The organism is Streptomyces sp. NBC_00996 (assembly GCF_045162675.1).
Classification (GTDB): Bacteria; Actinomycetota; Actinomycetes; order Streptomycetales; family Streptomycetaceae; genus Streptomyces.
Genome location: NZ_CP108723.1, coordinates 10,494,337 through 10,517,928, shown reverse-complemented (window position 1 = coordinate 10,517,928; position 23,592 = coordinate 10,494,337). Strand labels below are relative to the sequence as shown.

The 23,592-nt window shown below is 68.7% G+C and carries 19 protein-coding genes and 4 pseudogenes; 14 read left to right on the top strand and 9 right to left on the bottom strand.

The features are described from left to right. Positions 1-26: 26 nt before the first annotated feature. Positions 27-896: a dioxygenase gene (locus OG390_RS48765; RefSeq protein WP_406177123.1), complete on the bottom strand. Its 870-nt coding sequence runs from the start codon at positions 894-896 to the stop codon at positions 27-29. Further along, complete coding sequence (locus OG390_RS48760; protein ID WP_406177122.1) at positions 889-2,022, bottom strand: maleylacetate reductase; 1,134 nt, start codon at positions 2,020-2,022, stop codon at positions 889-891. The genes OG390_RS48765 and OG390_RS48760 overlap by 8 nt, the downstream gene beginning before the upstream one ends. 366 nt (positions 2,023-2,388) lie before the next feature. Between OG390_RS48760 and OG390_RS48755 the strand changes: the two genes are divergently transcribed. From OG390_RS48755 to OG390_RS48730, 6 genes and pseudogenes are all read left to right on the top strand, one after another. Further along, the gene (locus OG390_RS48755; protein ID WP_406177121.1) at positions 2,389-3,168 is read left to right on the top strand and encodes a CoA transferase subunit A; all 780 of its coding nucleotides are present in this window, start codon (positions 2,389-2,391) and stop codon (positions 3,166-3,168) included. Beyond that, positions 3,168-3,812, top strand: coding sequence for a CoA transferase subunit B (locus OG390_RS48750; protein WP_406177120.1), 645 nt, complete (start codon positions 3,168-3,170; stop codon positions 3,810-3,812). The genes OG390_RS48755 and OG390_RS48750 overlap by 1 nt, the downstream gene beginning before the upstream one ends. Then, entirely contained in the window at positions 3,809-5,053 is a 1,245-nt protein-coding gene (locus OG390_RS48745; protein ID WP_406177118.1) for a thiolase family protein, read from the top strand. The genes OG390_RS48750 and OG390_RS48745 overlap by 4 nt, the downstream gene beginning before the upstream one ends. Before the next feature lie 296 nt (positions 5,054-5,349). After that, positions 5,350-5,451: pseudogene (locus OG390_RS48740) on the top strand (DUF899 domain-containing protein); the annotation flags it as partial. Positions 5,452-5,579: 128 nt separating this feature from the next. Next, complete coding sequence (locus OG390_RS48735) at positions 5,580-6,605, top strand: DUF1259 domain-containing protein (RefSeq protein WP_406177117.1); 1,026 nt, start codon at positions 5,580-5,582, stop codon at positions 6,603-6,605. 110 nt (positions 6,606-6,715) lie between these two features. After that, positions 6,716-7,921: a cytochrome P450 gene (locus tag OG390_RS48730; protein WP_406177115.1), complete on the top strand. Its 1,206-nt coding sequence runs from the start codon at positions 6,716-6,718 to the stop codon at positions 7,919-7,921. 1,004 nt (positions 7,922-8,925) lie between these two features. Here OG390_RS48730 and OG390_RS48725 read toward each other — a convergent pair. Together OG390_RS48725 and OG390_RS48720 are read right to left on the bottom strand one after the other, a co-directional pair. After that, positions 8,926-9,117 (bottom strand): hypothetical protein, encoded by a 192-nt coding sequence (locus OG390_RS48725; protein ID WP_406177113.1) that lies wholly within the window; start codon positions 9,115-9,117, stop codon positions 8,926-8,928. A gap of 13 nt (positions 9,118-9,130) precedes the next feature. Beyond that, positions 9,131-9,685 carry a L,D-transpeptidase family protein gene (locus OG390_RS48720; protein ID WP_406177111.1) on the bottom strand — a complete coding sequence of 185 codons (555 nt, stop codon included), beginning with the start codon at positions 9,683-9,685 and terminating at the stop codon, positions 9,131-9,133. Between the two features lie 360 nt (positions 9,686-10,045). Here OG390_RS48720 and OG390_RS48715 point away from each other — a divergent pair, with 360 nt between their 5' ends. Both OG390_RS48715 and OG390_RS48710 read left to right on the top strand, forming a co-directional pair. Further along, positions 10,046-10,564 (top strand): alpha/beta hydrolase fold domain-containing protein, encoded by a 519-nt coding sequence (locus OG390_RS48715; protein ID WP_406178319.1) that lies wholly within the window; start codon positions 10,046-10,048, stop codon positions 10,562-10,564. Positions 10,565-11,175: 611 nt separating this feature from the next. Then, on the top strand, positions 11,176-13,656 hold the full coding sequence (locus tag OG390_RS48710) for a SpoIIE family protein phosphatase (protein ID WP_406177109.1): 2,481 nt from the start codon (positions 11,176-11,178) through the stop codon (positions 13,654-13,656). Between the two features lie 280 nt (positions 13,657-13,936). Here OG390_RS48710 and OG390_RS48705 read toward each other — a convergent pair whose 3' ends face one another. Further along, positions 13,937-14,389, bottom strand: a complete 453-nt coding sequence (locus tag OG390_RS48705) for an Lrp/AsnC family transcriptional regulator (RefSeq protein WP_406177107.1) — start codon at positions 14,387-14,389, stop codon at positions 13,937-13,939. 111 nt (positions 14,390-14,500) lie between these two features. Here OG390_RS48705 and OG390_RS48700 point away from each other — a divergent pair. Further along, a pseudogene (locus OG390_RS48700) lies at positions 14,501-15,108 on the top strand (LysE family translocator). Positions 15,109-15,299: 191 nt separating this feature from the next. On the opposite strand, the pseudogene OG390_RS48695 reads toward OG390_RS48700, so the two are convergent. Both OG390_RS48695 and OG390_RS48690 read right to left on the bottom strand, forming a co-directional pair. After that, positions 15,300-15,613 (bottom strand): annotated as a pseudogene (locus OG390_RS48695) (LLM class flavin-dependent oxidoreductase); the annotation flags it as partial. A 213-nt stretch (positions 15,614-15,826) separates the two neighbouring features. Then, entirely contained in the window at positions 15,827-17,947 is a 2,121-nt protein-coding gene (locus tag OG390_RS48690) for a SpoIIE family protein phosphatase (protein ID WP_406177106.1), read from the bottom strand. Between the two features lie 304 nt (positions 17,948-18,251). Here OG390_RS48690 and OG390_RS48685 point away from each other — a divergent pair. Beyond that, positions 18,252-18,603 (top strand): annotated as a pseudogene (locus OG390_RS48685) (transposase family protein); the annotation flags it as partial. A gap of 25 nt (positions 18,604-18,628) precedes the next feature. Here OG390_RS48685 and OG390_RS48680 read toward each other — a convergent pair. Next, positions 18,629-19,030 (bottom strand): GNAT family N-acetyltransferase, encoded by a 402-nt coding sequence (locus OG390_RS48680; protein ID WP_406178317.1) that lies wholly within the window; start codon positions 19,028-19,030, stop codon positions 18,629-18,631. A 283-nt stretch (positions 19,031-19,313) separates the two neighbouring features. Here OG390_RS48680 and OG390_RS48675 point away from each other — a divergent pair, with 283 nt between their 5' ends. From OG390_RS48675 to OG390_RS48660, 4 genes are read left to right on the top strand one after another with little or no spacing between them, the layout of a single operon-like run. Beyond that, positions 19,314-20,192 carry a Rieske 2Fe-2S domain-containing protein gene (locus tag OG390_RS48675; RefSeq protein WP_406177104.1) on the top strand — a complete coding sequence of 293 codons (879 nt, stop codon included), beginning with the start codon at positions 19,314-19,316 and terminating at the stop codon, positions 20,190-20,192. 18 nt (positions 20,193-20,210) lie between these two features. Beyond that, entirely contained in the window at positions 20,211-20,693 is a 483-nt protein-coding gene (locus OG390_RS48670; protein WP_406177103.1) for a hypothetical protein, read from the top strand. Next, positions 20,690-21,550 carry an NAD-dependent epimerase/dehydratase family protein gene (locus OG390_RS48665; protein WP_406178315.1) on the top strand — a complete coding sequence of 287 codons (861 nt, stop codon included), beginning with the start codon at positions 20,690-20,692 and terminating at the stop codon, positions 21,548-21,550. Before OG390_RS48670 ends, OG390_RS48665 begins: the two co-directional genes overlap by 4 nt. Further along, the gene (locus tag OG390_RS48660; protein ID WP_406177102.1) at positions 21,547-22,572 is read left to right on the top strand and encodes a sigma-70 family RNA polymerase sigma factor; all 1,026 of its coding nucleotides are present in this window, start codon (positions 21,547-21,549) and stop codon (positions 22,570-22,572) included. The genes OG390_RS48665 and OG390_RS48660 overlap by 4 nt, the downstream gene beginning before the upstream one ends. Here the strand turns inward: OG390_RS48660 and OG390_RS48655 are convergent. After that, positions 22,521-23,537, bottom strand: a complete 1,017-nt coding sequence (locus tag OG390_RS48655; RefSeq protein WP_406177100.1) for a zinc-dependent alcohol dehydrogenase family protein — start codon at positions 23,535-23,537, stop codon at positions 22,521-22,523. The genes OG390_RS48660 and OG390_RS48655 overlap by 52 nt on opposite strands. Positions 23,538-23,592: the final 55 nt, after the last annotated feature.

The window sequence follows — 23,592 nt, the reverse complement described above, 5'->3', positions numbered from 1 at the left end:
CACGGTGTGTGCGCCGGCCGTGGAGATCAGTCCGCCGGGCGGGGTTCGAGGATGAAGGTGTGGCGCAGCAGGGTGTACGGCACGTCGGTCAGCCCGCGGCAGGGCCCGGCGTCGGCCGCGTACGTGTCATAGGACTCGACCAGCGACTCCTTGACCCCGAACACCGGATCAGTGTCCAAGTACTGGTCGTCCGAAGGGAACAGCATGGTGGTCACGCGCTGGAATCCCGGAGCCTCGATCAGCAGGTGCACATGGGCGGGACGCATGAGCGACCTGCCGGTCGCGCTCATGAATTCGCCGACCGGGCCGTCGCCGGGTATCGGGTAGCTGGACGGGCGAATGGAACGGAAACCGAAGTGTCCCGTCTCGTCGGTCCGGAACAGCGCGCGCATGGCTGGGTCGACCTGTCCGGGCACCTCCATGTCGTAATGGCCATCCGCGTCGCTGTGCCAGACGTCCACCGCCGCGTCGGCCACCGGCGCTCCCGCACGGTTCACGACCCGTCCCTCGAAGAACAGCGGAGTGCCGGGCAGGCCTCCGGAGATGTCGGCGGCGTCGTCGTGCTGCGGCCTGTCCTCCCTGAAGTAGGGGCCCAGGACGCTGTTCTGGGTGGTTTCGGCGGGGCGTCGATTGCTCAGGGCGTCGACCAGCATGGTGACGCCCAGCACGTCGGACAGCAGGATGAACTCCTGGCGCGTCGGCGTGCACATCTGCCCGGTGCGAGTCAGGAAGTCCACTCCCTGGGCCCACTCCTCCTCCGTCAGTGCGACGTCGCTGACGAAGGAGTGGAGGTGCCGCACCAGAGATTCCAGGATCTTCGCGAGGCGGGAGTCCTTGGTGTCCCGCATGGTCGAGATCACCGCCTCGGTGATGGTGTCGCTGGTCAGATCACGCATGGCGTACTCCCGTGGTGGTCGAGTGTTCGATGACGGAGTCGGACTGGGGGTGTTCGTTGCCGGGTGACGTCCGCGGCGTCTCCCCGGCCCAGGCGCGGGTCAGCAGGGCGCGGGCAGCGGTCCGATCCACTGGTCGTGGATTCCAGTAGCCGTCCCGCACGATGAGTTCGGCCGCCTGCTCGATCCCTGATTCCGGCATGCCGAGGTCCCGCAGTGCCCTGGGGGCGCCGAGCCGGCCGGCGAAGTCGAAGAGACCGCTCGCGGCGTCGTCCCCCGGCAGCGCCTGCGTGATGCGCGCCATGGCCTCGGGGGCCGACGGCCCGTTGTAGGCGACGACGTGCGGCAGGACGACCGCGTGGGTTTCGGCGTGCGGAAGCCCGAAGGTGCCGCCCAGCACGTGACACACCTTGTGATGCAATGCCATGCCCACCGTGCCGAGGCAGGTGCCCGCCAGCCACGCCCCGTACAACGCATCCGCCCGCGCCGCGCCGTCGTCCGGGCGCCGCGCGATGACCGGAAGGGATCGGGTGAGGGAATCGAGCGCTTCACCGGCCATCAGGAAGGCGACCGGGTCCTGGTCCTGTGCGTAGAGGGCCTCCACGGCGTGCGCCATCGCGTTGATGCCGCTGACCACCGATGTCGCCGCGGGAAACGTGAGCGTCAAGTCGACGTCGTACACCACCGTGTTGAGCAGCGCTTCCGGCAGACGCCGGGTCGTCTTCCGGTGGCCCTCGGTCTCTCCGAGGATCGGCGTCATCTCCGAGCCGGCATAGGTGGTGGGCAGCGCCAGCTGCAAAAGACCGGTCCGCACGGCGATCGCCTTGCCGAGGCCGATGGTAGATCCACCGCCGATGGCGAGCACGGAGTCCGCTCCCACGGTTCTGGCGTACGCGACCGCCTTCTCCGTGACCTCGATGGGGGTATGCGGGGCCGCTTCGGTGAAAGTTCCCGCGGCTGCCGCACCAAGCAGGTCGCGCATTTCCGCTGCCTGGTCCACTTGACCAGGTGTGCACAGGATGAGCACCCGACGGCATCCGAGAGCATCAGCCTCTTCGGGGATACGGCTGCGCGTACCGCTGCCGAAGACCACCTTGGTGATCTGTCCCCGATGCACAAATGTCTTCATGAGAATTTCCTCGGTCTCGCCGATCCTCTATTTATGAAATAGAGCGTCGACACTCGAATGATGTGCGTCAACGGAATCCGCGAGTGATAACGAGAACCGGTGTGGAAATACCTTGTTCGAGCGACAGGAACCGACACCGTGGCCTCGGGATCGCGACCGATATCACTCATCTGCGGGATGCCGAGGGATGCCAAGGGGCTGGACCGTGGAAGCAGTCTCAGTCAGGCGAGATGCGAATTAAAGGGACATGCCTGCGGCGGCGCGGAACTGCCCCTGCAATACCTACAGACCCGACCGAATGCTTGACCTTTCCTTACGGAAACAGCATCCGATGGGTCCGCATGAGCGAGAGGCGGAGCAGTAAAGATGGACAAAGTGGTCGCGGCCCTGGAGGCGGTTGCGGATGTGCCGGAGGGCGCGTCGTTGGCGGTGGGCGGGTTCGGGTTGAGTGGTGTGCCGAACGTGTTGATCCAGGCGATGTTCGAGCGAGGGGTGTCGGGGCTGTCGGTCGTCTCGAACAACTGCGGGGCGATGGAGTCGGGCCTGGCGGTGCTGCTGGCGGCTGGGCGGATCGCGCGAGTGACGGGCTCGTATGTCGGGGCCAACAAGGAGTTCGCGCGGCAGTATCTGGCCGGGGAGCTGGAGGTGGAGATGATCCCGCAGGGCACGCTGGCCGAGCGGCTGCGGGCCGGCGGTGCCGGGATCCCCGCTTTCTACACCCCGGCCGGAGTGGGCACGCAGGTCGCGGAGGGCGGGCTGCCCTGGCGGTATGACGGCTCGGGCGGGGTGGCGCTGGCCTCACTGGCCAAGGAGGTGCGGCTCTTCGACGAGGTCGCGTATGTGCTGGAGCGCGGGATCCGTACCGACTTCGCGCTGGTACGGGCGGCGAAGGGCGACCGGCACGGCAACCTGGTCTTCAGCAAGTCGGCCCGCAACTTCAACCCGCTGGCCGCGATGGCCGGAAGGGTGACGGTCGCGGAGGTGGAGGAGCTGGTGGAGCCGGGCGCGATCGATCCGCATGCGGTGCATCTGCCGGGGATCTTCGTGCAGCGGGTGGTGGCCCTCGCGGCGGAGCAGGCGGCGGACAAGAAGATCGAGCAGCGCACGGTGTCCGTGCCTGCGGCACGAGGGGCGGTGAGCGGCTGATGGCCTGGAGTCGTGAGGAGATGGCCGCCCGGGCCGCCCATGAGCTGGAGGACGGCCAGTACGTCAATCTCGGCATCGGGCTGCCGACGCTGATCCCCAATTACCTGCCCCAGGGCGTGGAAGTGCTCCTGGAGTCGGAGAACGGAATCCTGGGCACCGGCCCCTACCCCACCGAGGATCAGGTCGACCCCGACCTGATCAACGCGGGCAAGGAGACCGTAACGGTGCTGCCCGGCGCCTCCTTCTTCGACTCGGCACTCTCGTTCTCGATGATCCGCGGCGGCCACATCGACGTGGCGGTGCTCGGTGCGATGCAGGTCTCCGAGCAGGGGGACCTGGCGAACTGGGCGATCCCCGGGAAGATGATCACAGGGATCGGCGGGGCGATGGACCTGGTGCACGGCGCCCGCACGGTCATCGTCGTGATGACACACACCGCCAAGGACTGCTCGCCGAAGATCCTCACCGAGTGCGTGCTGCCGCTGACCGGGAAGCGTTGCGTGAACCGGATCATCACCGACCTCGGCGTCCTCGACATCACCGACGAGGGCCTGGTGCTGGTCGAGTGCGCGCCGGGCGTCGACGTCGAGGAGATCATCACCAAGACCGACGCCAAGCTGACCGTCGCGGAGGGCCTGAAGTGAAGAACGTCTACATCGTCGACGCCGTGCGCACACCGATCGGGCGTTACAACGGCGGCCTGGCCTCGCTACGCCCCGACGACCTGGCCGCACACACCATCCGCGAACTCCTCACCCGCACCCCCCCAGTTGGACCCCACGCACATCGCGGTTTCGTGTACTTCGGCAACGCCAACGGCGCCGGCGAGGAGAACCGCAACGTCGGCCGCATGGCGGCGCTGCTGGCCGGTCTGCCCACCTGCGTACCGGGCGTGACGGTCAACCGGCTGTGCGCCTCCGGTCTGGAGGCCGTTATTCAGGCCGCCCGCGCCATCGCCGCCGGCGACGCCTCCATCGCCGTCGCCGGTGGCGTGGAATCGATGACCCGGGCTCCGTACGTGCTGCCCAAGAGCGACAAGCCGTTCCCGGCCGCCCACGCCGAGCTGCACTCGACCACCTTGGGCTGGCGCATGGTCAACCCGAAGATGGACCCGCAATGGACCATCCCTCTCGGGGAGTCGGCCGAACTCATCGCCGACAAGCACAAGATCAGCCGTGCACAGCAGGACGAGTTCGCCCTGCACAGCCACTGCAAGGCCGCCCGCGCCCAAGCTCAGGGCCTGTTCGACGCCGAAGTCGCCCCCGTACCGGTCCCGCAGCGCAAGGGCGACCCGTACCTGTTCGCGGCCGACGAGTGCATCCGCCCGGACGCCTCCCTGGCCGCGATGGCCAGACTCAAGCCGTCCTTCCGCACCGCGAGCGAAGCGAGAGGGGGGTCCCCCCGGCCGGCGGCCGAGGGAGGCACCGTGACCGCGGGCAACGCCTCTCCGCTCAACGACGGCGCCGCCGCTCTGCTCCTGGCCGACGAGGAGGGCCTGAAGGCCACCGGCCGCGAGCCGCTGGCCCGCGTCTCCGCCACCGGAGTGTCCGCAATCGACCCGGACTACTTCGGTCTCGCCCCCGTCGAAGCCGTCAACCGGGCCCTGGTCAAGGCCGGCCGGACCTTCGCCGATCTCGACGTGCTCGAGCTGAACGAGGCTTTCGCCGCGCAGGTCCTCGGATGTGTGGCCGAATGGCCCGAGTTCGACCCGGCGATCCTCAACCCGCAGGGCGGCGCCATCGCCCTCGGTCACCCCCTCGGCGCCTCCGGCGCCCGCCTCGCCGGAACCGTCGCCCACCAACTCGCCCGCCGCGGCTCCGGCACCGGTATCGCAACCCTCTGCATCGGTGTGGGCCAGGGCCTCGCTCTCGTCCTCGAACGCTGAAGCGGATTCACCCGCATCGCCGTCGATCCCGGCTGCGGCAACCCCACGGAGGTCTCCGAGACCTATAGGTTCCTCAAGGGGCAGGCCCGGCATGGGCCACGGTAGGCCGCGCCAGGCGCGGGTCCGCTGCTGCCAGTAAGAGCGCGTCTGTGAATTTGTCAGCCCGACGTGGTCCGTGCAGGCTCGGCCGAGGACGCCCCGCTGCGATGAGTTCCGGCGAGGTCGCGAGTCTGTTCTGGTGACCGTCGTCGAACGTCGTACGACACTGCCCGGCACGAGACACCACGGAGGACACCATGACGACCACGCCGGACGACCCGGCCACCGCGCTGCCCGGCCGCCCGCCCGTGGTCGACCCGGCCACCTGGCAGACCGCCCGTGACGAGCTGCTGGTCCGGAGACCACTTCCGTGGACGCAAACCCATCACTCATCCCGTTAGGAGTTCTTGGCCCACCTGGCCCAAGCCGTGGCGGCGATGGCGCGTGCCTGCGGCCCCGTGTGCTTGCCTCCCGCCAGGAGGCACTCATGATGGCTGACGATCGACAGCAGAACGACCACCCGCGAGCGGGTGCGACGCGGCGGCGGGTTCTGGCCGCGGCCGCCCTGGCACCGGTGCTGGCCGGGGCGCCGAACCCCGCTCGTGCCCTGTCCGCTGGGGAGACGAGGGGGAGAAGCCGCTCCCTGGTCAAGCCGGTACCCACCATCCTGTCGGACTGGACGGGTGTGGCCGACGTGCTGGGGCGAACAGGCGACATGAAGCGCGGGCTGATGTACCACACAGGCCTGCCGCGCCGGGACCTTGTGGTGGTCTCCCGTGGCATCGTCGTCAAGCCGGCGCTCGCCCTGGGGTCGCACGTCTCGTTCGTCCGTTACGCCGACGGCGGCACTCTGGTGATGGGCGATGTGGTCGTCACTGAGTGCGAACTCCAGCAGTTCACCGATGTCCTGCACGAGCAGGGGATCGCGCAGACCGCGATCCACAAGCACCTGCTTTCCCAGGCCCCCGACGTCTGGTGGGTCCACATCCACGCGCACGGCCACGACCCGGTAGCCCTCGCCCGTGGCCTGCGCGCGGCGTTCGACCGTACCGGCACCCCGCCCCCGCCCCCGCCCTCGCCCGTTCCGCCGCGGCCCGTCGACCTGGACACCGCCGGGATCGATGCCGCGCTGGGGGTCAAGGGCACCACCGACGACGGGATCTACCGGAGCACCTTCGTGCGCCGTGAGACCATCGCCGACGGCGGCCTGGTACTGCCTCCGGGCCTGGGATCGACCAGCGCGATCAACTTCCAGCCGTTGGGTGGCGGCCGGGCCGCGGTCAACGGCGACTGCGCCATGATCGCCGCAGAGGTCCAGGACGTCCTCGTGGCCCTGCGGCGTGCCGGGGTGGAGCTCGTCGAGTTGCACAACCACGGTTTGACGGACGAACCCCGCCTGTTCTTCACCCACTACTGGGCGGTCGGTGACGGCGTGAAACTCGCCCAGGGCCTGCGTGCCGCGCTGGACGCCACCAATGTGGTGCCGGTGGCCGGTGCGGCCGGCTCGGGCTGACACGGGAAGCGGCCGGTGTAGCGCAACTGGAGGTATTCCGACGGCCGCGCACCACGGAAGGGCATATGCATGGAATAAGGCGAAATAGGCGAGAGAAGGAGAACTGCGCGATGACCTCAGGCGGCGAAGCGCTCATGTGTCCGTTCGACTTCAGCGAGGGCCTGGATTTCGATCCGTCCCTAACGGCGCTCATGGACCGCGGTTCCATCACCCGCATCCGGCTGCCGTACGGCGACGCCGATGCCTGGCTGGTCACCGGGTTCGAGGCGGTACAGCAGGTGACCACTGATCAGCGCTTCAGCCGGGCAGGGATCGTGGGATCCGACTACCCGCGGCTGACGCCGGAGCCCATCGTCTCCCCCGAGTCGATCAATGTGATCGACCCGCCGCACAGCAGCCGCCTGCGGCACCTGGCCTCGCAGGCCTTCACCCAGCGGCAGGTGGACGGCATGCGGGGGCGGATCACCCGGCTCGCAGACAACCTGCTCGACGAGATGGCCGCGCAAGGGCCGCCGGTGGATCTCGTACGCCATCTGTCGAACCCCCTCGCCCAGCACACCATCTTCGACCTTCTCGGGCTCCCCCGAGACGACTGGGCCCCCACGCAGCAGAAGTTGCAACAACTGCTCGCCACCGGCCCGAACAGCCGCAAGACCGCCGCAACCGCCAAGGCCGAGCTGCGGGAGTACTTCGGCGAACTGGTCGAACAGCGGCGGAGTTCCCCCGGGAAGGACCTGATCAGCGCACTGGCCGCCGCCAGGGACGGCGAAGACGTGCTCGACGACCAGGAACTGGCGGTCATGGCGCTGACGCTGACGCTCAGCGGGCAGGACACGGCCACCTGCCAGATCAGCAACATCTCCTACCTCCTCCTGACCCGTCCCGAGCTGATGAAGCACATCGACAGCCGGCCGGAGGCCCTGACCGACGTCCTCAATGAGCTGCTCCGCGTCATCCCCTTCCGCAAGGGGGTCGGCATCCCCCGAGTGGCACTGGAGGACGTGGAAATGGAGGGGGTACGGATCCGGGAGGGTGACTTCGTCCATGTGTCGTACCTGACGGCGAACCGCGACCCGGAGCGCTATCCGGACCCGAACGTCATCGACCCGGACCGGCTCCCTGCGCCGCACATGACCTTCGGCTGGGGCGGACACCGCTGCATCGCCGTGCCACTGGCCATGGCGGAACTGGAAGTGGCCATCGGGCGGCTGCTGGAACGCTTTCCGGACCTGCAGCTGGCAGTACCGCCGGAGGAAGTGCGCTGGGACACGGAGACGATCCGACGCTTCCCCATCGAGCTGCCCGTTACCTGGTAGGAGCTGCCTGGTGGTCGGCTTCGCTGAGCGCCAGTTGGTGGCTTGACTTGCTCTCCCCCTGAAGGACGCAGATTCTGGCTGCGCGCTCGGTGCTGTGCCGCTACGCGGCACACGCATCGGGCGGGCGTCCGTGGCTTCCCGCTTCTACGCGCGGCGCCAGAACGGGGTCTGGTCTTACCTCCGCTCCACAGGCTGTCACCGCCGGTCCGGGGCCGGTGCTTGGCGGCGTTCACATCCCGGTCGTGCACCGTGCGTCCACGATCAGAAACGCTCGCCCGCGTCAGGTTACCTATTTAGAACGCGCGGCCTGCCAGGGGCCGTGCAGTGGGTGCCGGTGGGCGAGCGCTGGTCAGTCACCGTTGGTGCCGATGCCGATGCCGATGCCGATGCCGATGCCGATGCCGATGCCGATGCCGATGGGTAGGCCTACGGCACCCCGGACAAACGAGGACAGCTGGACGAGTAGTTCCGAAGTACTGAATGGTGGAAGGGAGTTGTCGGACCTGCAGGCTACGTCGACCGCATGGCCTACGTAGGGAGCAGGACCCAGCGCATCAGGCGGCAGCAGTTTCAGGAGACCGTCGGCCTGGAGGACTGGCGTGTGGGTGAGGGGGCGCCGACCTGAGGGTCGACGGACCCACGCCCGCTCCTCGCCCCCCCACTTGCCCCAGACGCTTCGGAGGCCAACGAACCGAGGCGAAGAGCACCTGACGGCCTCCCGGACCGTGAAGTCCCGCTTGTGGACAGCCGTTGGGCTCGCGGCGACCCCTGGTAGCGCTGCGAGACCGCATCGGCAGTCAACCGCGGACAGAGCCACGGCTCTGCCCGCGGTTGCGTGAACTCAACACTGAGACGTCAGCCAGGTGAGGGGGCAGGCCAGGGGGACCGCCGGGCGAGGCGTCCGGCGGCCGACCACCGTCGCCGACGCCGACGCCGCAGGTGAAACAGGCTCGGCGGCGGCGCGGGCGGGAACGGCGCCACCGCCACCGTGCCGTCGGGCACCGTCACCCTCTACCGCCAACGTCAAGGACCACCAGCAGGTCCAGATGCCCGTGCCGCTGCACGGTGGCGCACTCCCGCTCGATGTCGACGACGGCAGAGGTCATGCCGTCGCCGCCGAAACTCAATAGAGCCTTGCTGCCGGCATCCGCAGCCGACGCATAGAGGCGGTCGATCGCGGTGGGATCCAGCGGCACACGCGATGCCCTCTCAGGCCTTCAGGTGCTCTCGGTCTCCCATCACCACGACGGGGTGGCGTGCCGGATCGAGAGTGCGGAGCAGGGACTTCATGCCGGCCTCAGGGATGGTGACGCAGCCCGACGTGCCGTCGCCGTGGTCCAGATGCAGCCAGATGCCACCGCCCTTTTCCACGCCTTCCGGTCGAGTCCAGTCATAGGGTGGGGTGCCCTTGAGCCGGTTGTAGTCGATGGCTATGACGTAGTCGAAATCGTGCTGGTGGGCTTCGTCCCAGTACATCGTGGACGCGAAAGCGTTGTCGTCCTGCCGGTACCGCAGCCGGCTTCCCGGGTCGGCGAGCACTCCGCCCGCGTCCGAGAGGGTGAACACGCCGACGGGACTCCGCTCGTCGTCCATGTGATGGTCGGTCGTCCAGCCCCTCTTGGCGTTGTGCGCGGGCCAGCTGCCGGTCCGTTCCCAGGTCGCGCCCCGCTTCTCGTAGAGGACGACGAGGCTGTCCGGCGAGTCCTTGTGGTCGCCGTAGACAGCCACCACCTGACGGGTGTTGGCCGGTACCTGCTTCCACATCCGATCTCCGATGCCTGGAACGCCGGAAGCCGGTGCCGGACGGGGCAGGGCTGACGCCGGTCCGTTGGTCCCCGGTGCACCACCGGGGCTCGTCCGTGCGTTCGTGTCACCGCATGACGTAGCGGCTGTCAGGAGAAAGCCGCAGGCAATGGTCGCGGCTATCGCATGGCGTGCACCGCCACGCTGTATTGCTCGGTGAGCGTACCTAGTTCCAGAGAATCTCCACATGATCAGGATTTTGTGGCGGTGTGGGCAGGGGGCGCATCCGGACCGGGCATCCGGCCTAAAGGCCATCGAGGTCGTCGACCCCACCCACCACAATCCCCTCCCAACTAGTTCCCAAGTGACCGAGGTTCTTGCCTGCCCAGCCGCAGGCGGAGCGACTGGGCATCGGCGGCCAGAGCGCCGGCCGGGGGCCTGGCCGCCGCGGCCGCCCGCCAAGCCTGGGAAGCAGGCACCCCGGCGCTCGGGCTGCAGGTCCTTAACTACGCCCCCTTCGACATGGCGACCGACGGGCGCAAGAAGCGGGCCCTGGCAGCCAAGCCCGTCGTACGGCCCGGCATCACGCCCCTCCGCCAGGCCGCCTACCTGCCCACAGTGGTCGACCGCACACACCCCCTGGCCTCGCCCCTGTACGACACCAACGACGACGAACTCACCGGCATCGCTCCCGCTCTGGTGATCACCTGCCAACTGGACCTACTGCGCGACGAGGGCATGCACTACGCCGAGAAGCTGCGCGCCTCGGGCGCTCTGCTGGAGCACCGCGAGTTCCAAGGCGTCGACCACGCCTACAACATCCTGACCGAAGACACCGAACTGACCCGCGAGATGTACGACCTGATCGCCCACCACATCGCCGAGATCCAGACCGCATAGCCTGACACCGGTCGTACCAAAGTGCGGCTGCAGGCCGCGACATTCCCGTCCAGGAACCTGTGCGAGGAGGCCGCCCCATCGACGGGGCGACGCACAGGTTCCCCTCTTCTTAGCTCCAAGAACCAATCGGACACCGACGAGGACGAGGAGGGTGGAGCTCCAGGTGTGCTCAGCCGGCGGCGGCATCGCCGTACGCGGCGCGTCACCGCTTCGGGAGAAGCCTGTCCATCCGCAGGGGATCCCTCCTGCAGGAATACGTGGCCGGTCCCGCCGCACCGCACCCGGGTCCGGTCGCAGGCCGCGCACCGCCGCGGCGGTCAGCGCGCGGCGGCGCTCCAGGTAGGGGCGGGCATGCTCGACCGGGTGGGTGGTGGCGCCGGCTCCGGTGGCGGCCAGGTCCGCGGCCGTCTCTTCGGCCGGAGTCGTCGGCGGCGGGTCGGGGGCGGACGCCATGCCGCCGAGTCCGGGCAAGTAGGGCCGGCCAGTGCGGCTGTCTCGCCGAAGCCGTCGGACGCGCTGGCGGTGCACGGTCGCCGTCAGCGCGATGAGGGCGATCACCGTGATCACTCCATCGCTGGGTTCCCGTTATCTGACCTGCGCACACTGGATGTATGCGCGGGATGATCGTCGGCGAGGCGGCGGAGCGTGAGGACTTGCTCGCTGCAGCCGTTGTGGAAGCTGTCCAAGGAACGAGCGCGTACGCGGGCAGCATCTTCCTGCGCTCCCGTGACCACCGGTCGATCGTGCTCGCCGCGACGTGCGGGGTGCCTCCGTCTCTGCTGGGTGGATGGCACCTCATTGCGGTGAGCAGTCGCATCCCGGTCGCCGTGGCGTACGAGTCCGGGCGCACGGTCCACCTGGCAAACGCTGAGGAGACGATGCGGCGATATCCGCAGCTCGCCATGGCGCTGCCGTATGCCTTCGGCTCCTGCTCGGTGCCGGTGCGCGCAGGTGGGGAGACTTTCGGAGCGTTGGCGATCGTATGGGCGGCAGCACCGGGCAGCGAAGGGCTGTCCAAGGCCCAGCGCCGCCACCTGCGGACCGTCGCCGACCGGCTCGGTAATGGTCTGGCCGCGCTCCGTGCCCGTACCGGTGACCCTGTGGAATGCGCCCCGGGGACGGTTCCCGTCGAGACCCCGGCTCCCTCGGCAGCTGCCGTGCGGGTGGGCTTGTTCGACTGGAACCTCGACTCCGGCATCTTCAGCGTGGACGACGCGCTCTGCGGGATCTTCGGTCTCGACCCCGATGCTTTCGACGGACGAGCCGAAACACTTGCTTCGTGCCTGCACCCCGGTGATCGAGCGGCCTTTCGGGCCTGCGTCCGGGAGGCAGTCGGCAAGGGCCGGATCACCGCGCGGCGTATGCGCGTACGGGATCGCAGCGACGGTGGCGGCGAGAGGTACCGCACGATCGAGCTGCGGGGCCGCGTACCGGAAGCCGACGACGCGCGCGCACATACGCATCTGGTCGGTGCCGTTGTGGAGGCCCAGGCCGGCTCTGCGGCCGTCGCAGCGGTCGAGCGACTGCAGGACGGGCTGTTCTCCCTGGCCCCCGATGGGCGTGTCACCTACGCCAACCACAGCGCACTGAAACTGCTCGACGTTTCTGCCGACGAGGTGATGGGCCGGTTCCTGTGGGACGTGTTGCCGTGGCTGTCCGACCCCAGCGTCGAGTACCGGCACCGGTCCGCGATGATCTCGCAGACGCCGTCCTCTTTCCTGGTGAGCCGATCGCCCGACCAGTGGTTCTCCTTCTCCCTCCACCCACAGGCGGACGGGGTCACCGGCCGGGTGGTCCCCACCGCCCGTCCCCCAGCGGCCGTTGCAGCCTCCGCGTCTCCACCGACTGCAGAACCCGCTACCACGCCGGCGCGCCTGGGCGTCATGTACCACGTCCTGCAACTCGGCAGCGCGCTGACCGAGGCAGTCACCACAAACCAAGTCTGCGAAGTCGTCTCCGACCAGCTTCTGCCGGCCTTCGGAGGCCAGCAGATGGCGATCTATGTAGTCCGCAACAAAACGATGCACCTGCTCCATCACACCGGCCACCACGAGGAATTCCTCGACTGGCTGCACGGCGTCCCGCTGCACGCACGCCTGCCTGGAACAGAGACCCTCACGTCCGGTGCTCCGCTCTTCATCGAGTCGCAGCAGGACCTCGCCCAGGGCTACCCCGGCACCCCCATGGGCCAGGTGAGCTCCTGGGTGTATCTGCCCCTGATCGCCTCCGGCCGCCCGATCGGCACCTGCGTCCTCGGCTTCGACGAGATCCGTCACTTCACAGAAAAGGACCGGGGAGTCCTGACCGCACTCGCCGGGCTGATCGCCCAGGCTCTGGAACGAGCACGGCTGTACGACTCGGAGTTCGCCGTTGCGCACGGCTTGCAACAGGCGCTCCTGCCGCACCGCCTGCCGGCAGTCCCGGGCATCCGGGCCGTCGCACGATACCTGCCCGCCACCAGCGGGATGGACATCGGTGGCGACTGGTACGACATCATCCCCACCGACAGCGGGGCCTGTCTCGTCATCGGTGACGTAGAGGGACACAGCATTGCCGCCGCGGCCACCATGGCCCAGTTGCGCAGTGCAGTACGAGCCTTCGCGGCTGCCAGCCATACGCCCGGCGAAGTGATGGCGGGCGTCAACCGCACCCTCATCGACCTCGACTGCAACCTGCTGGCCAGCTGCTGCTACATCCATGTCGAACCCCGCAGCGCCCACGCCTACGCGGTCACCGCCGGCCACCCCGCACCCCTGTTCCGCCGCCCCAACGGCACGACGGACGTCCTCGGCCTCGAAGCCGGACCGCTCCTCGGCGTGGACCAGGCGAGCGCCTACCCCCAAACCCGTATCGCCCTCCCGCCGGGATCCGTCCTCGCCCTGTACACCGACGGACTGGTGGAGAAACCCGGAACGGACATCGACGTGGGAATCGACCGCCTGCGCGCATCACTGGCCCACGCCCGCGCGGGCTCACTGGACGAACTCGCCGACCGGCTCCTGCACAATGCCCGCGGCTCCTCCTACCGGGCCGACGACATCGCCCTGCTGCTCACCGAGCACGGCTCCGGCCACGGGATGAGCGTGACCTGAGCCGGTGTCCTACCCGCAGGGCGCCTGAAAGGCTGTCAGCGGGGCAAGTGGCCGGCAGCTCTTGTGGAAGCGCCGCCCGATCACCGTCTTGATCCGCGAGAACGTCCACCGCTGGTCCGGCCCACCGTGCACTACCGGGCCCTTGGCCAACTCCACCTTCAGCACAGCAAACTGAGCCTCGCTCAGCCGCGGCGGCGAGGCGGAACCCACCGACCGCAGATGGCCCGGCCCCACCACAGCGCGAGGCGAGCGCGCGTACACGTGGCACGCTCGCGGGCGACTATTCGGGCAGGGGGCGGTCGTCGACGACGTGTTTCATGACGAGGGTGGAGGTCAGGCGTTGGACCCCGGGCAGCCGGGCGAGCTGCTGATCGTAGAGCTGCTGGAAGGCGGTCAGGTCGGTGGTGGCGACGCGCAGGAGGTAGTCGGGTTCGCCGAACAGGCGCTGGGCCTGGAGCACGTGCGGGACGGCGGCCACTGCTTCTTCGAAGGAAGAGACGGTGTCGGGGTCCTCCCAGCGCAGGGTGGCGAAGACGAGGGCCTCGAAGGTGAGGCCGACGGCGGCCGGGTCCACTACGGCGCGGTAGCCGCGGATCGCTCCTTCGCGTTCGAGGTCGCGCAGGCGGCGGTGGCAGGGCGAGACACTCAGCTTCACGCGGGCGGCCAGTTCGGTGACCGTGAGACGGCCGTCCAGCTGTAGCTCGGTAAGAATCTTCCGATCCAGGGCATCCATGAAGAAGATTCTCCCCCAGAGGGCGCGGTCACGGGGTAAATGCGGGAACACATTCGGGTAGATCCGGCCTAGCCTTCCTCTCGTAACCAAGCACGCGAGAGGGATCGTTCCATGGACACGACCACGCTTGCGGCATTCCTGGCAGTGGATCTCCTACTGGTGTTCACCCCGGGCTCGGTCGGACTGGGCCTATGCGATCTCGGCCGGGCTGCGGGACCGATCGGCCGGCGGTCGCCGGGCTGATAGCTGGATACACGCTGCTCGCCGTGGCGGGCTTGGTGGTGATCACTGCCGGCTCGGCGACCCTGCTCACCGCGCTGACCGTCGCCGGCGCCGGCTACCTGGTGTGGCTCGGCTGGAATGTGCTGAGGCAGCCGGCCACCTTGGCCGCCTCGGCGGAGACCATGGGCTCCTCCCGCGTGCAGATCATGCTCAAGGGAGCCGGGATCAGCGGCCTGAACCCGAAGGCGCTACTGCTGTACTTCTCGCTGTTCCCACCGTTCAACCACCCGGCGACGGGCTGGCCGGTCGCGGCGCAGACCGCACTGCTCGGCACGCTCCACATGACCGCCTGCGCCGCCGTCTACCTCGCCGTCGGCGTCCTGGCCCGCACCGTCTTGAAGACCCGGCCCTCGGCGGCCCGGGCGGTCACCCGAGCCTCCGGTGCCATGATGATCGCCATCGGCGGGTTCCTCCTGGTGGAACGCCTGGCCGGCTGACGAACCCGCCTCACCCCGTACGCACAGCGTGATGTCCGCCCAAGGAGAGCACGTGGAAGACCGGACGCAGCAGGAACAGGCGAGCTCCGAGACAGAGGCACGCATCCACGGCAGCTTCGACCGCCAGGGACTGATGCGCCATCTCGGTGCGCGGATCACGCGCATCGCGCCCGACCGCGTGCACATCACGCCGAGCCCAGTCCCAGCCGGAAGCGGCCGCCGGACAGCAACTGCATCGTTGCCGCCTTCTGCGCGACGATCGCCGGGTGGTACCGCAACGTCGGGCACGTCACGTACGCCATCAGGGGAATCCGCGAAGTGGCCTGCGCGGCCGCTCCCAGCACGCTCCACGCGTAGGAGGAGTGCCCTGCTCGTCCAACCACGGAAAGTAGTGATCGGACGTCACCGAGAAGTCGAAGCCGACCTCCTCGGCCCGCACGACATGGGCCACCAGGTCCTGGGGAGCGGCCTGTTCGGTCATCATCGTGTATTCGAAGTGCGTCATATGTGCCGATTCCCGACCGGCTCTCGAGGAAACGGCATCGGGCGGTCAGCCGCCGCCCCGAACCGGGCGGACCATGACCCAGGTGTGCTCGACCAGCGCTGCCGCAGGGCCGAGTGCCAGGCCTGCCTCCCCTCGCCGCAGGCGGACATGAGGACGCTCGTCCTGAGCACCGCAGACTCACCATCCCACGCCACCGATATGACAGCGGAGCCCTCAACTCGCGCCTGTGGGGCGGAGAAGAAGCACGGCTATGTCGTCGGTGTGTTGGCCGGTGGGCCAGACGTGGTGGATGAGGCCGTCGGTCAGGGTTTCCAGGGGTTCGTCGGTGGCGGCCAGGTGCTGGACGAGTGCAGCGGTGGTGTGTGCCGCGTCGATGCCTGGGGCCTCGACGAGACCGTCGGTGTACAGGGCAAGGACGCTTCCTGGAGGGAAGGGAACGGTGGTGACGGGATAGTGAGCGTGGGTGTCGACGCCCAGCAGCGGTCCGGGCTCCGCGTTCAGGAGCCGGGCAAGGTGGGATACCTCGCGCAGCAGGGGCGGTACGTGTCCGGCGCTGGCCAGGGTGAGGCGGGCGCGGGCCAGGTCGAGGTGGACGCAGAGGCAGGAGACGAGGAGTTCGGAGTCGAGGTCGGCGAGCAGCCGGTTGGTGCGGGCAAGCACCTGGTCGGGGGGCGCTCCCGAGGTTGCGTGTGCGTGGATGGCGGTGCGGACCTGTCCCATGAAGGCGGCAGCAGCGATGCCGTGTCCTTCGACGTCGCCGATGACAGCTGCAGCCGTCGTGTCGCCGAGGCGGAGTAGGTCGTAGAAGTCGCCGCTGACCTTCAGACCGTGGGTGACGGGCAGGTACCGGGCGGCGACGTCGAGGCCCGCCACGGTGGGCAGCCTTCGCGGCAGGAGGGCCTGCTGCAGGCACTGGACGAGGTGATGCTGGGCATCGTGGAGGCCGGCGCGGTCGAGTGCCTGCGCGATCAGTCCGGCCAGGGAGGTCAGGACGGCGCGTTCGTCAGCGGTGAAGGTATGGGCCCGGTCGTAGGAGAGGACGCAGCAGCCCACGGGACGACCCGAGATGATCAAAGGGAGAAACGCCCAGGCTTGTTTGCCGCTGACCCGGGGGGCTCTGGGGTAGCTGTCGGCCATTTCGGCCGGGTCGGCGAAGAAGGCGGGCGCGCCGCTGGCGAGGACCTGGCCGGCGGGGGTGAGTTCGGTGTCCAGGGGCAGGACGTTGAGGTGCTCGATGACGTCGCCCGGGTAGCCGTGCCAACCCGTGATGTGAAGGCGCCCGGCGTCCGCGATGGAGAGCGCCAGGCCCTGGGCGCCGAACGCGGGCAGAACGTGTTCGGTGATCAGACCGACGAGGTCGCGCACGCTGACCACTTCGCTGAGCATGGCGGCCAGATGGATCAGCTGATACAGGCGCCCGGTCGCCGCGGTGGTGGGACGCCGCATGGCGGTTGGTGGACCGGTGGTCTCTGTCTGCTCCTCGCCCCGGGTGATACGCAGGCTGATGCCACTGGCGTCGGGATAGAGCTGGAACGTGAGCCAGTTGTCCGGTGGGCGCAGTGCGCTGAATGAGACTGGTGCGCGGCTGATGACCGCGGTGCGGTAGTGGTCTTCGTAGACCGGGTCGTCGAGCCAAGGCAGCGCCTGCCAAAGGCGTGTGCCCAGCAGTTGACCGGTGTTGCAGCCGAGTAGACGGGCGGCGGTGCCGGTGAGGAAGGTGATCCGGCCTTCCAGGTCGAGGGCGACGGCGCCCTCGGGGAGTCTTTCGGCGTAGTCGGCGGCGGCCAGGCCAGTCTGCAGGGGGTGTGGGGCGCTGCTGCGGGGCACGACGCGTGGCGGGTGAGGCATGGAAGGCGGGTCGGTCGCCTCGTCCAGGAGCCGGGAGAGACCGGCGGCCTTCGCGGTGATGTGGTTGCGTTCGCGGGCCGTGATCTCCCGGGGGTGGTCGGCGGGCCACATCAGGACCACGCCGCCCCAGCAGCGGGCCAAGCCGGTCAAAGGAATCGCGGCGAGCGTGAACCCGTAGGGCAGAACCGCAGCGGCACGTGGATAACGACGGGCCATCTCGTCCTGACCCCCCACCCAGACGAGGCGGCCCTCGTGGATCGCGTCAGCGACCGGCACCGGGGCGGTCAGAGGCAGCCTCCGCCAGGGAGCGGTGAACTCCAGCGGCAGCCCGCACAGCGCTACCAAGCGCAGCACCGGCTCCGACCGCTCGGTCAGGTAGAGGCCACCGATCGAGGCGCCGGTAACACGCACCGTATCGGCCAGAGCCACATCGAGAGCGTCATCCAGCGTCCCTGTGAGACCCGATGCCTCCTCGATCCCTGACATTCCGTCCTCCGTGCGTTCTGGTGCCGCGACCGTCCCGGCCCGACCAGTTCCGCGTACCCATTTGTTCTGCTTGTTCTGCGCTATCGCAGCTTGAGCATGCGCGTGTGGAGGGAGGCAGTGATTCGCAGCAGCTGCTCCCCCGCTTCGACGGAAGTGTGGTGAGCGTGGACTCCACGGCGTGCGGCGCTCATCAGCATGCCGCCGGGCTCGTCGGACGCCGGCTCGAGTGCCAGGGCAGCGCTCCCACCCCGCCGAGCAGCGCTCTGACGAGGCGGATGGCCGTTCGCCGGGGGCAAAAGAGGGTCGGCTGGTGGTGGCGGTCGGGGTACCGCTGCCCGGCAACCGCAACGACCGCCGGGCGTTCGCCGAGCCCGGTGTCCACCACACCTGCCGCAAGGCCCGAGTCATTGCTCACGGCGGTTACCAGGGCACCGGTGCACTCATCGCACACCGCAAACGGCATGGTCACAGGCGTCTGAGCCCGCAGCACGAGACAGAAAACAAAGTGCACCGCCGAGCTCAGGCGAGGCTGGAACATGTCCTGTTCCGGCTGAAGAACGGGAAGGTGTTTCCAGGACCGCCGCCTCAAAGGCGATGGCGTCCATCAGGCGATGCTCGCCATCGCCCGCCTGCACAACCTCGCCTGGGTCGGATGAGCTGTTCCTGTGCGTGATGCCACGCTCAGCTCAGCGTCAGGAGCACCAGGTCGATCTCCTCGCCACGAGCCCGCGCGAAGTACCTGCTCTTCCCGGTGACGAGGAAGCCGCACTTCTCCAGCACGCGAATGGAACCGGCATTGTCAGCAGCGGCGTCGGCATGCAGCGGCCGCGCGGGCTCCAGCTCGATCAGTTCGGCAAGCGCCGTGGTGGCAACGCCCTGACCCCAATGAGCTCGTCCGATGACATACGTGACCTCACGCTCCGACGGCGGTCCGAAGACAGCGGCATGCCCTGCTACCGCACCGTCGGCAACAATGGTTCGCAAGATCACGGACGGGTCCGAGCGCACCTTCGCCCAGTGCTGGTCGAAGGGCCTGTTCAGCTTGTCCCAGGGGGATGGGCAAGCAGGAGCCCACTGCCGCATCCGGTGGGCGCCGCGTTCCACGGCTCCGTGAGCGTGTACTTGCTTGTCTGGATGAGGCTTCTTTGCTGGTCAGCCGGATCGTGTGCCGTGCGCGCCGGTGCTTCTTCGGCAACTGGGCCGGCTCGAGCCCAAAGCACGAGGCTCGTGCGGGCCGGCTGCTGCAGGCGTCATCGGCTGGGCATCGGCTCTGGAGGACGGTTCCGAATAGGCACAGGGCATCGGGTGGCTTGGCGGGGGTGCCGGGGCAACGTTTACCGCGTCCCGGCCCGGCCACTCGCCCTATATGAGCGAAAGCAGGGCAAAGACGAACATGCTGCCTACCATGTTGGATGCCGTCGAGGATCAGGAGTGGTTGGACGGCTTGGCGACCACCCTACGTATGGCCGTTCGTGCGGTCCCCCTGGGCGGTGGCCGGGACGTACTGCGCGGGCTCTGGCTCGGACATCCCGTACATCCGGCGCTGGTGCAGGTGCCGATCGGAGCCTGGACGGCGGCGGGAATCCTCGACCTGCTGCCCGGGGAAAGCCGGGCAGCGCGCCGTTTGGTAGCCGTGGGCCTGCTCGGCGCGGCGCCCGCTGCCGCAGCCGGATGGGTGGACTGGGCGGATCAGCCGCCCCGCCAGGCACGCACCGGGCTCTTCCACGCAGCGGCCAACCTCGTAGCCGTCGCGGCGTACGCCGGCTCTCTGGCGGCGCGCTGCAAGGGTCGTAGCGGACTCGGCCGCGTGCTGGGATTCGGTGGCATGGCCGCTGCCACCACGGGAGGTGTGGTCGGCGGTCACCTCGCTTACCGGCAGGCAGCCGGAGTCAACCATGCCGCGGCGGTACCCCTTCTTGTCGAGCCGGTTTGGCACGACGTGGGGGTAGCGGACGAATTCCCCGTCGACGAACCAGTACGACGCATGGTGGGTGAGGTGCCCATCCTGGTGGTGCGGAAGACAAACGGACAGTGGCACGCCCTGGCCGATCGTTGCAGTCACATGGGCGGTCCGCTCCATGCGGGCAAAATCGTCGCGGACTGCATCGAATGTCCCTGGCACGGCAGCCAGTTCCAGCTCGCCGACGGCGAAAACATCCACGGGCCGGCGACCGCTCCTCAACCCTGCTTTATATGTCGCCCCTCGCCGAACGGCCACGTCGAAGTCCGTCTCGCAAGGACCTGAGCCGCGAGGAGATGCCCCATGCGCCCCGACCCCGATGTCCTTGGGATCTACCTCAACGACCACCTCGCCGGTGCCACCACCGGGACACTGCTCTCCCAACACTTGGCTGAGGAAATGCGCTCCACGCCGCACGGCAGCGACCTGCGCCGTGTCGCGGACGAGATAGCAGAGGACCGTCAACACCTTCTCGAGGTGATGTCGTTGCTCGGTGTGCCGGCACGACGGCACAAGTTCTACGCGGGATGGCTGGCCGAAAAGCTGCGTCTGCTCAAGCTCAACGGCCGGATCGTGCGCCGGTCTCACCTGAGTACGCTCATCGAGCTGGAAACGCTGCGTCTGGGTATCGAGGGGAAGAGCCTGCTCTGGCAGACCCTGCTGGGGCTGACGCCCGCACGCGGACTGGACGAGACACGGCTGAAAGACCTGGTCCGCCGCGCGGTCGACCAGGCCGAGACGGTCGAAACCACGCGCCGCGGAACGGTTGGCGCCGTCTTCCGCTGACCGGTTGCACAAATGACGCGTATCTCATCTGTTTCAACAGTGCAGGCCCGTGCCGCGACCGGTTACGCCAGGCGGACAGATTGGACGCGATGTCGGTCGGTGAGGCGGTGGCTGCAGCCCGACCGGACGTGATCGTGCACCAGATGACCGGGATCAGTGTTGCGCACGCCGGCAAGCCCGATCTGAAGCACTTCGACCGGTGGTCCGTCCCCACCATCAGGTTGCGCACGGAGGGGACGGATCATCTGCTGGCCGCAGCCGAAGCGACCGGCGTCTCGCACTTCGTCGCGCAGGGCTACGCCAACTGGAACGGGATCCGCGAGGGCGGATGGGTGAAGACCGAGGAGGACCCGCTGGACCTGCACGAGGGGACGGCTGTGCACGCGGCGATGGCGGCGCTCCGCCATGTCGAGGACGTGGTCGGCAGGGCCGGCGGCGCGGTGATGCGGTACGGCGCGTTCTACGGGCCGGGCGCCACCGACGACCAGCTCGTGCTCGTGCGCAAGCGGCAGTTCCCGCTGGTCGGGGACGGCATCGGCTACGCCTCGTGGGTGCATCTCGACGACGCGGCGAGTGCCACCGTCCTGGCCGTCGAACAGAAGGCGAGGGGCGTGTTCAACATCGTCGACGACGAACCGGCCCCGGAGAGCGAGTGGCTGCCGTATCTGGCCGCCTGCGCGGGCGCGAAGCGGCCGATGCGGGTCCCCACGTGGCTGGCCCGGCTGCTGGCCGGGGAGGTGGTGGCGACGATGATGACCGAAAGGCGCGGCTTCTCCAACGCCAAGGCCAAGCGGGAGCTCGGCTGGGAATTGCGCTACCCGTCGTGGCGGCAGGGCTTCAAGGAGGGGCTGGCGTGACCCGGGTCGAGGAGTTCGAAGAGCTTCGGCCGCTGCTGTTCTCGATCGCCTACCGGATCCTGGGCAGCGTGAGCGAGGCCGAGGACGCGGTCCAGGAGACCTGGCTGCGCTACGAGCTCTCCCCCACCCGGGCCTCGTCGCCCAAGGCGTTCCTGTCGGCCGTGGTCACCCGGGTCTCGATCGACGTGCTGCGCTCGGCCCGCCTGCGGCGGGAGGAGTACGTCGGGCCGTGGTTCCCCGAGCCGCTGCTCACCGACCCCTACGAGGACCCCGAGCGTTCGGCGGAGCTGGCCGACTCGCTGTCGATGGCATCCCTGTTGCTGCTGGAGCGGCTCAGTCCGCTCGAGCGGGCGGTCTTCGTGCTGCGGGAGGTGTTCGCCTTCGGCTTCCCGGAGATCGCCTCGGCGGTGGGCAGGTCGGAGGCGGCGTGCCGCCAGCTCGCGGTGCGGGCGCGCCGTCACATGGACGAGGGTCGGCCCCGGTTCGAGGCCGACCGGCGGGAGCGCGAGGAACTCGCCGGGCGGTTCTTCGACGCTTTCCGAGAGGGGAAAGTCGAGCAGGCTACGCGCCCACCACCGCGGACAGGAAGTCGCCGCCGACACGGCCCACAAGCCGCCCGGTGCAACGGCTTGCCGTGTCCCAGGCAGGAACCAAGCAACAACAGGTTCATCACACGAGAACCAGAACCAGGAGAATCAGACATGATCAGGATCGGCATCATCATCGGCAGCACCCGCCCCGGCCGCAACGGCGACCGGGTGGCCCAATGGGTGCGGGACCTGGCGGCTGAACACGCCGGCGCCGCCGCGGAGTTCGGCGGCCCCGAAGCGTCGGGCGGTCGCCAGCCCCAGGCCGCGGCCGGCGCCGACGAGAGCAAAGGTCGTCACGGTGAGTCCTTCACGGCAAAAGTGCACGGGCAGGTGCACCGCCAGGGCCGCAAGGAACCCGGCCCTGGCGGTGCGTCGGGAAGTCAGGGCTTGAGGAGGGCCTTGATGGCGCGGCGCTCGTCCATGGCCTTGTAGCCCTCGGCAACCTGCTCCAGGGGGAGAGTGAGGTCGAAGACCTTGCCCGGGTTGATCCGGCCGCTCACGACGCGATCGATCAGGTCGGGCAGGTAGCGGCGCACGGGGGCGGGGCCGCCGCGCAGACCGACATGGGAGAAGAAGAGTTCCTGGCCGTCGATGGCCACGTCGTGGGGGACGCCGACAAAACCGACGTTGCCGCCGGGCCGGGCCGCGTGCAGGGCCTGCTGCATGGATTGCGCGGTGCCGACACACTCCAGCACCGCGTCGGCGCCGATCCCGTCGGTGAGGTCCTTGATCCGGGCGACACCCTCTTCACCACGCTCGGTGACGATGTCGGTGGCACCGAATTCCAGAGCGAGCTTCTGGCGGGGCTCGTGGCGGCTCATCGCGATGATCCGCTCCGCACCCAATTCCTTCGCCGCGATCACACCGCACAGGCCCACCGCGCCGTCGCCGACCACCACGGCGGTGGAGCCCGGCTTGACCTCGGCGGCGTCGGCGGCGTACCAGCCGGTGCCCATGACGTCGGAGAGCGCCAGCAGGCTGGGCCAGAACTCCTCGCCCGGCACCTCGTCGGTGGCGACCAGAGTGCCTTGGGCGCTGGGGATGCGGACGTACTCGGCCTGGCAGGTGCTCATGAACTCGCGGTTGAGGCAGCTGGACTGCCAGCCATTGCGGCAGTTGGCGCAGGTGTTGTCCGAGGTGGCGAAAGAGCCGATGACGAACTGGCCCGGCTTGACCGAGGTGACCGCGCTCCCGACCTCCTCAACGATGCCGACGTACTCGTGGCCCATCGGGTGCGCCTCGTCGACCGGATCCAGGCCGCGGTAAGGCCACAGGTCCGAGCCGCACACACAGGAGACGGCCGTGCGGATGATCGCGTCGGTCGGCTGGAGGATCTTCGGGTCGCCGAGGGTCTCGAAGCGCACATCGCCGGGGGCGTGGATCACTGCTCCGCGCATGAGGGGGGTTCCTTACGTGCTGAGGGGCGGGCTGCTGGTGCGGTCGCGGCCCCGT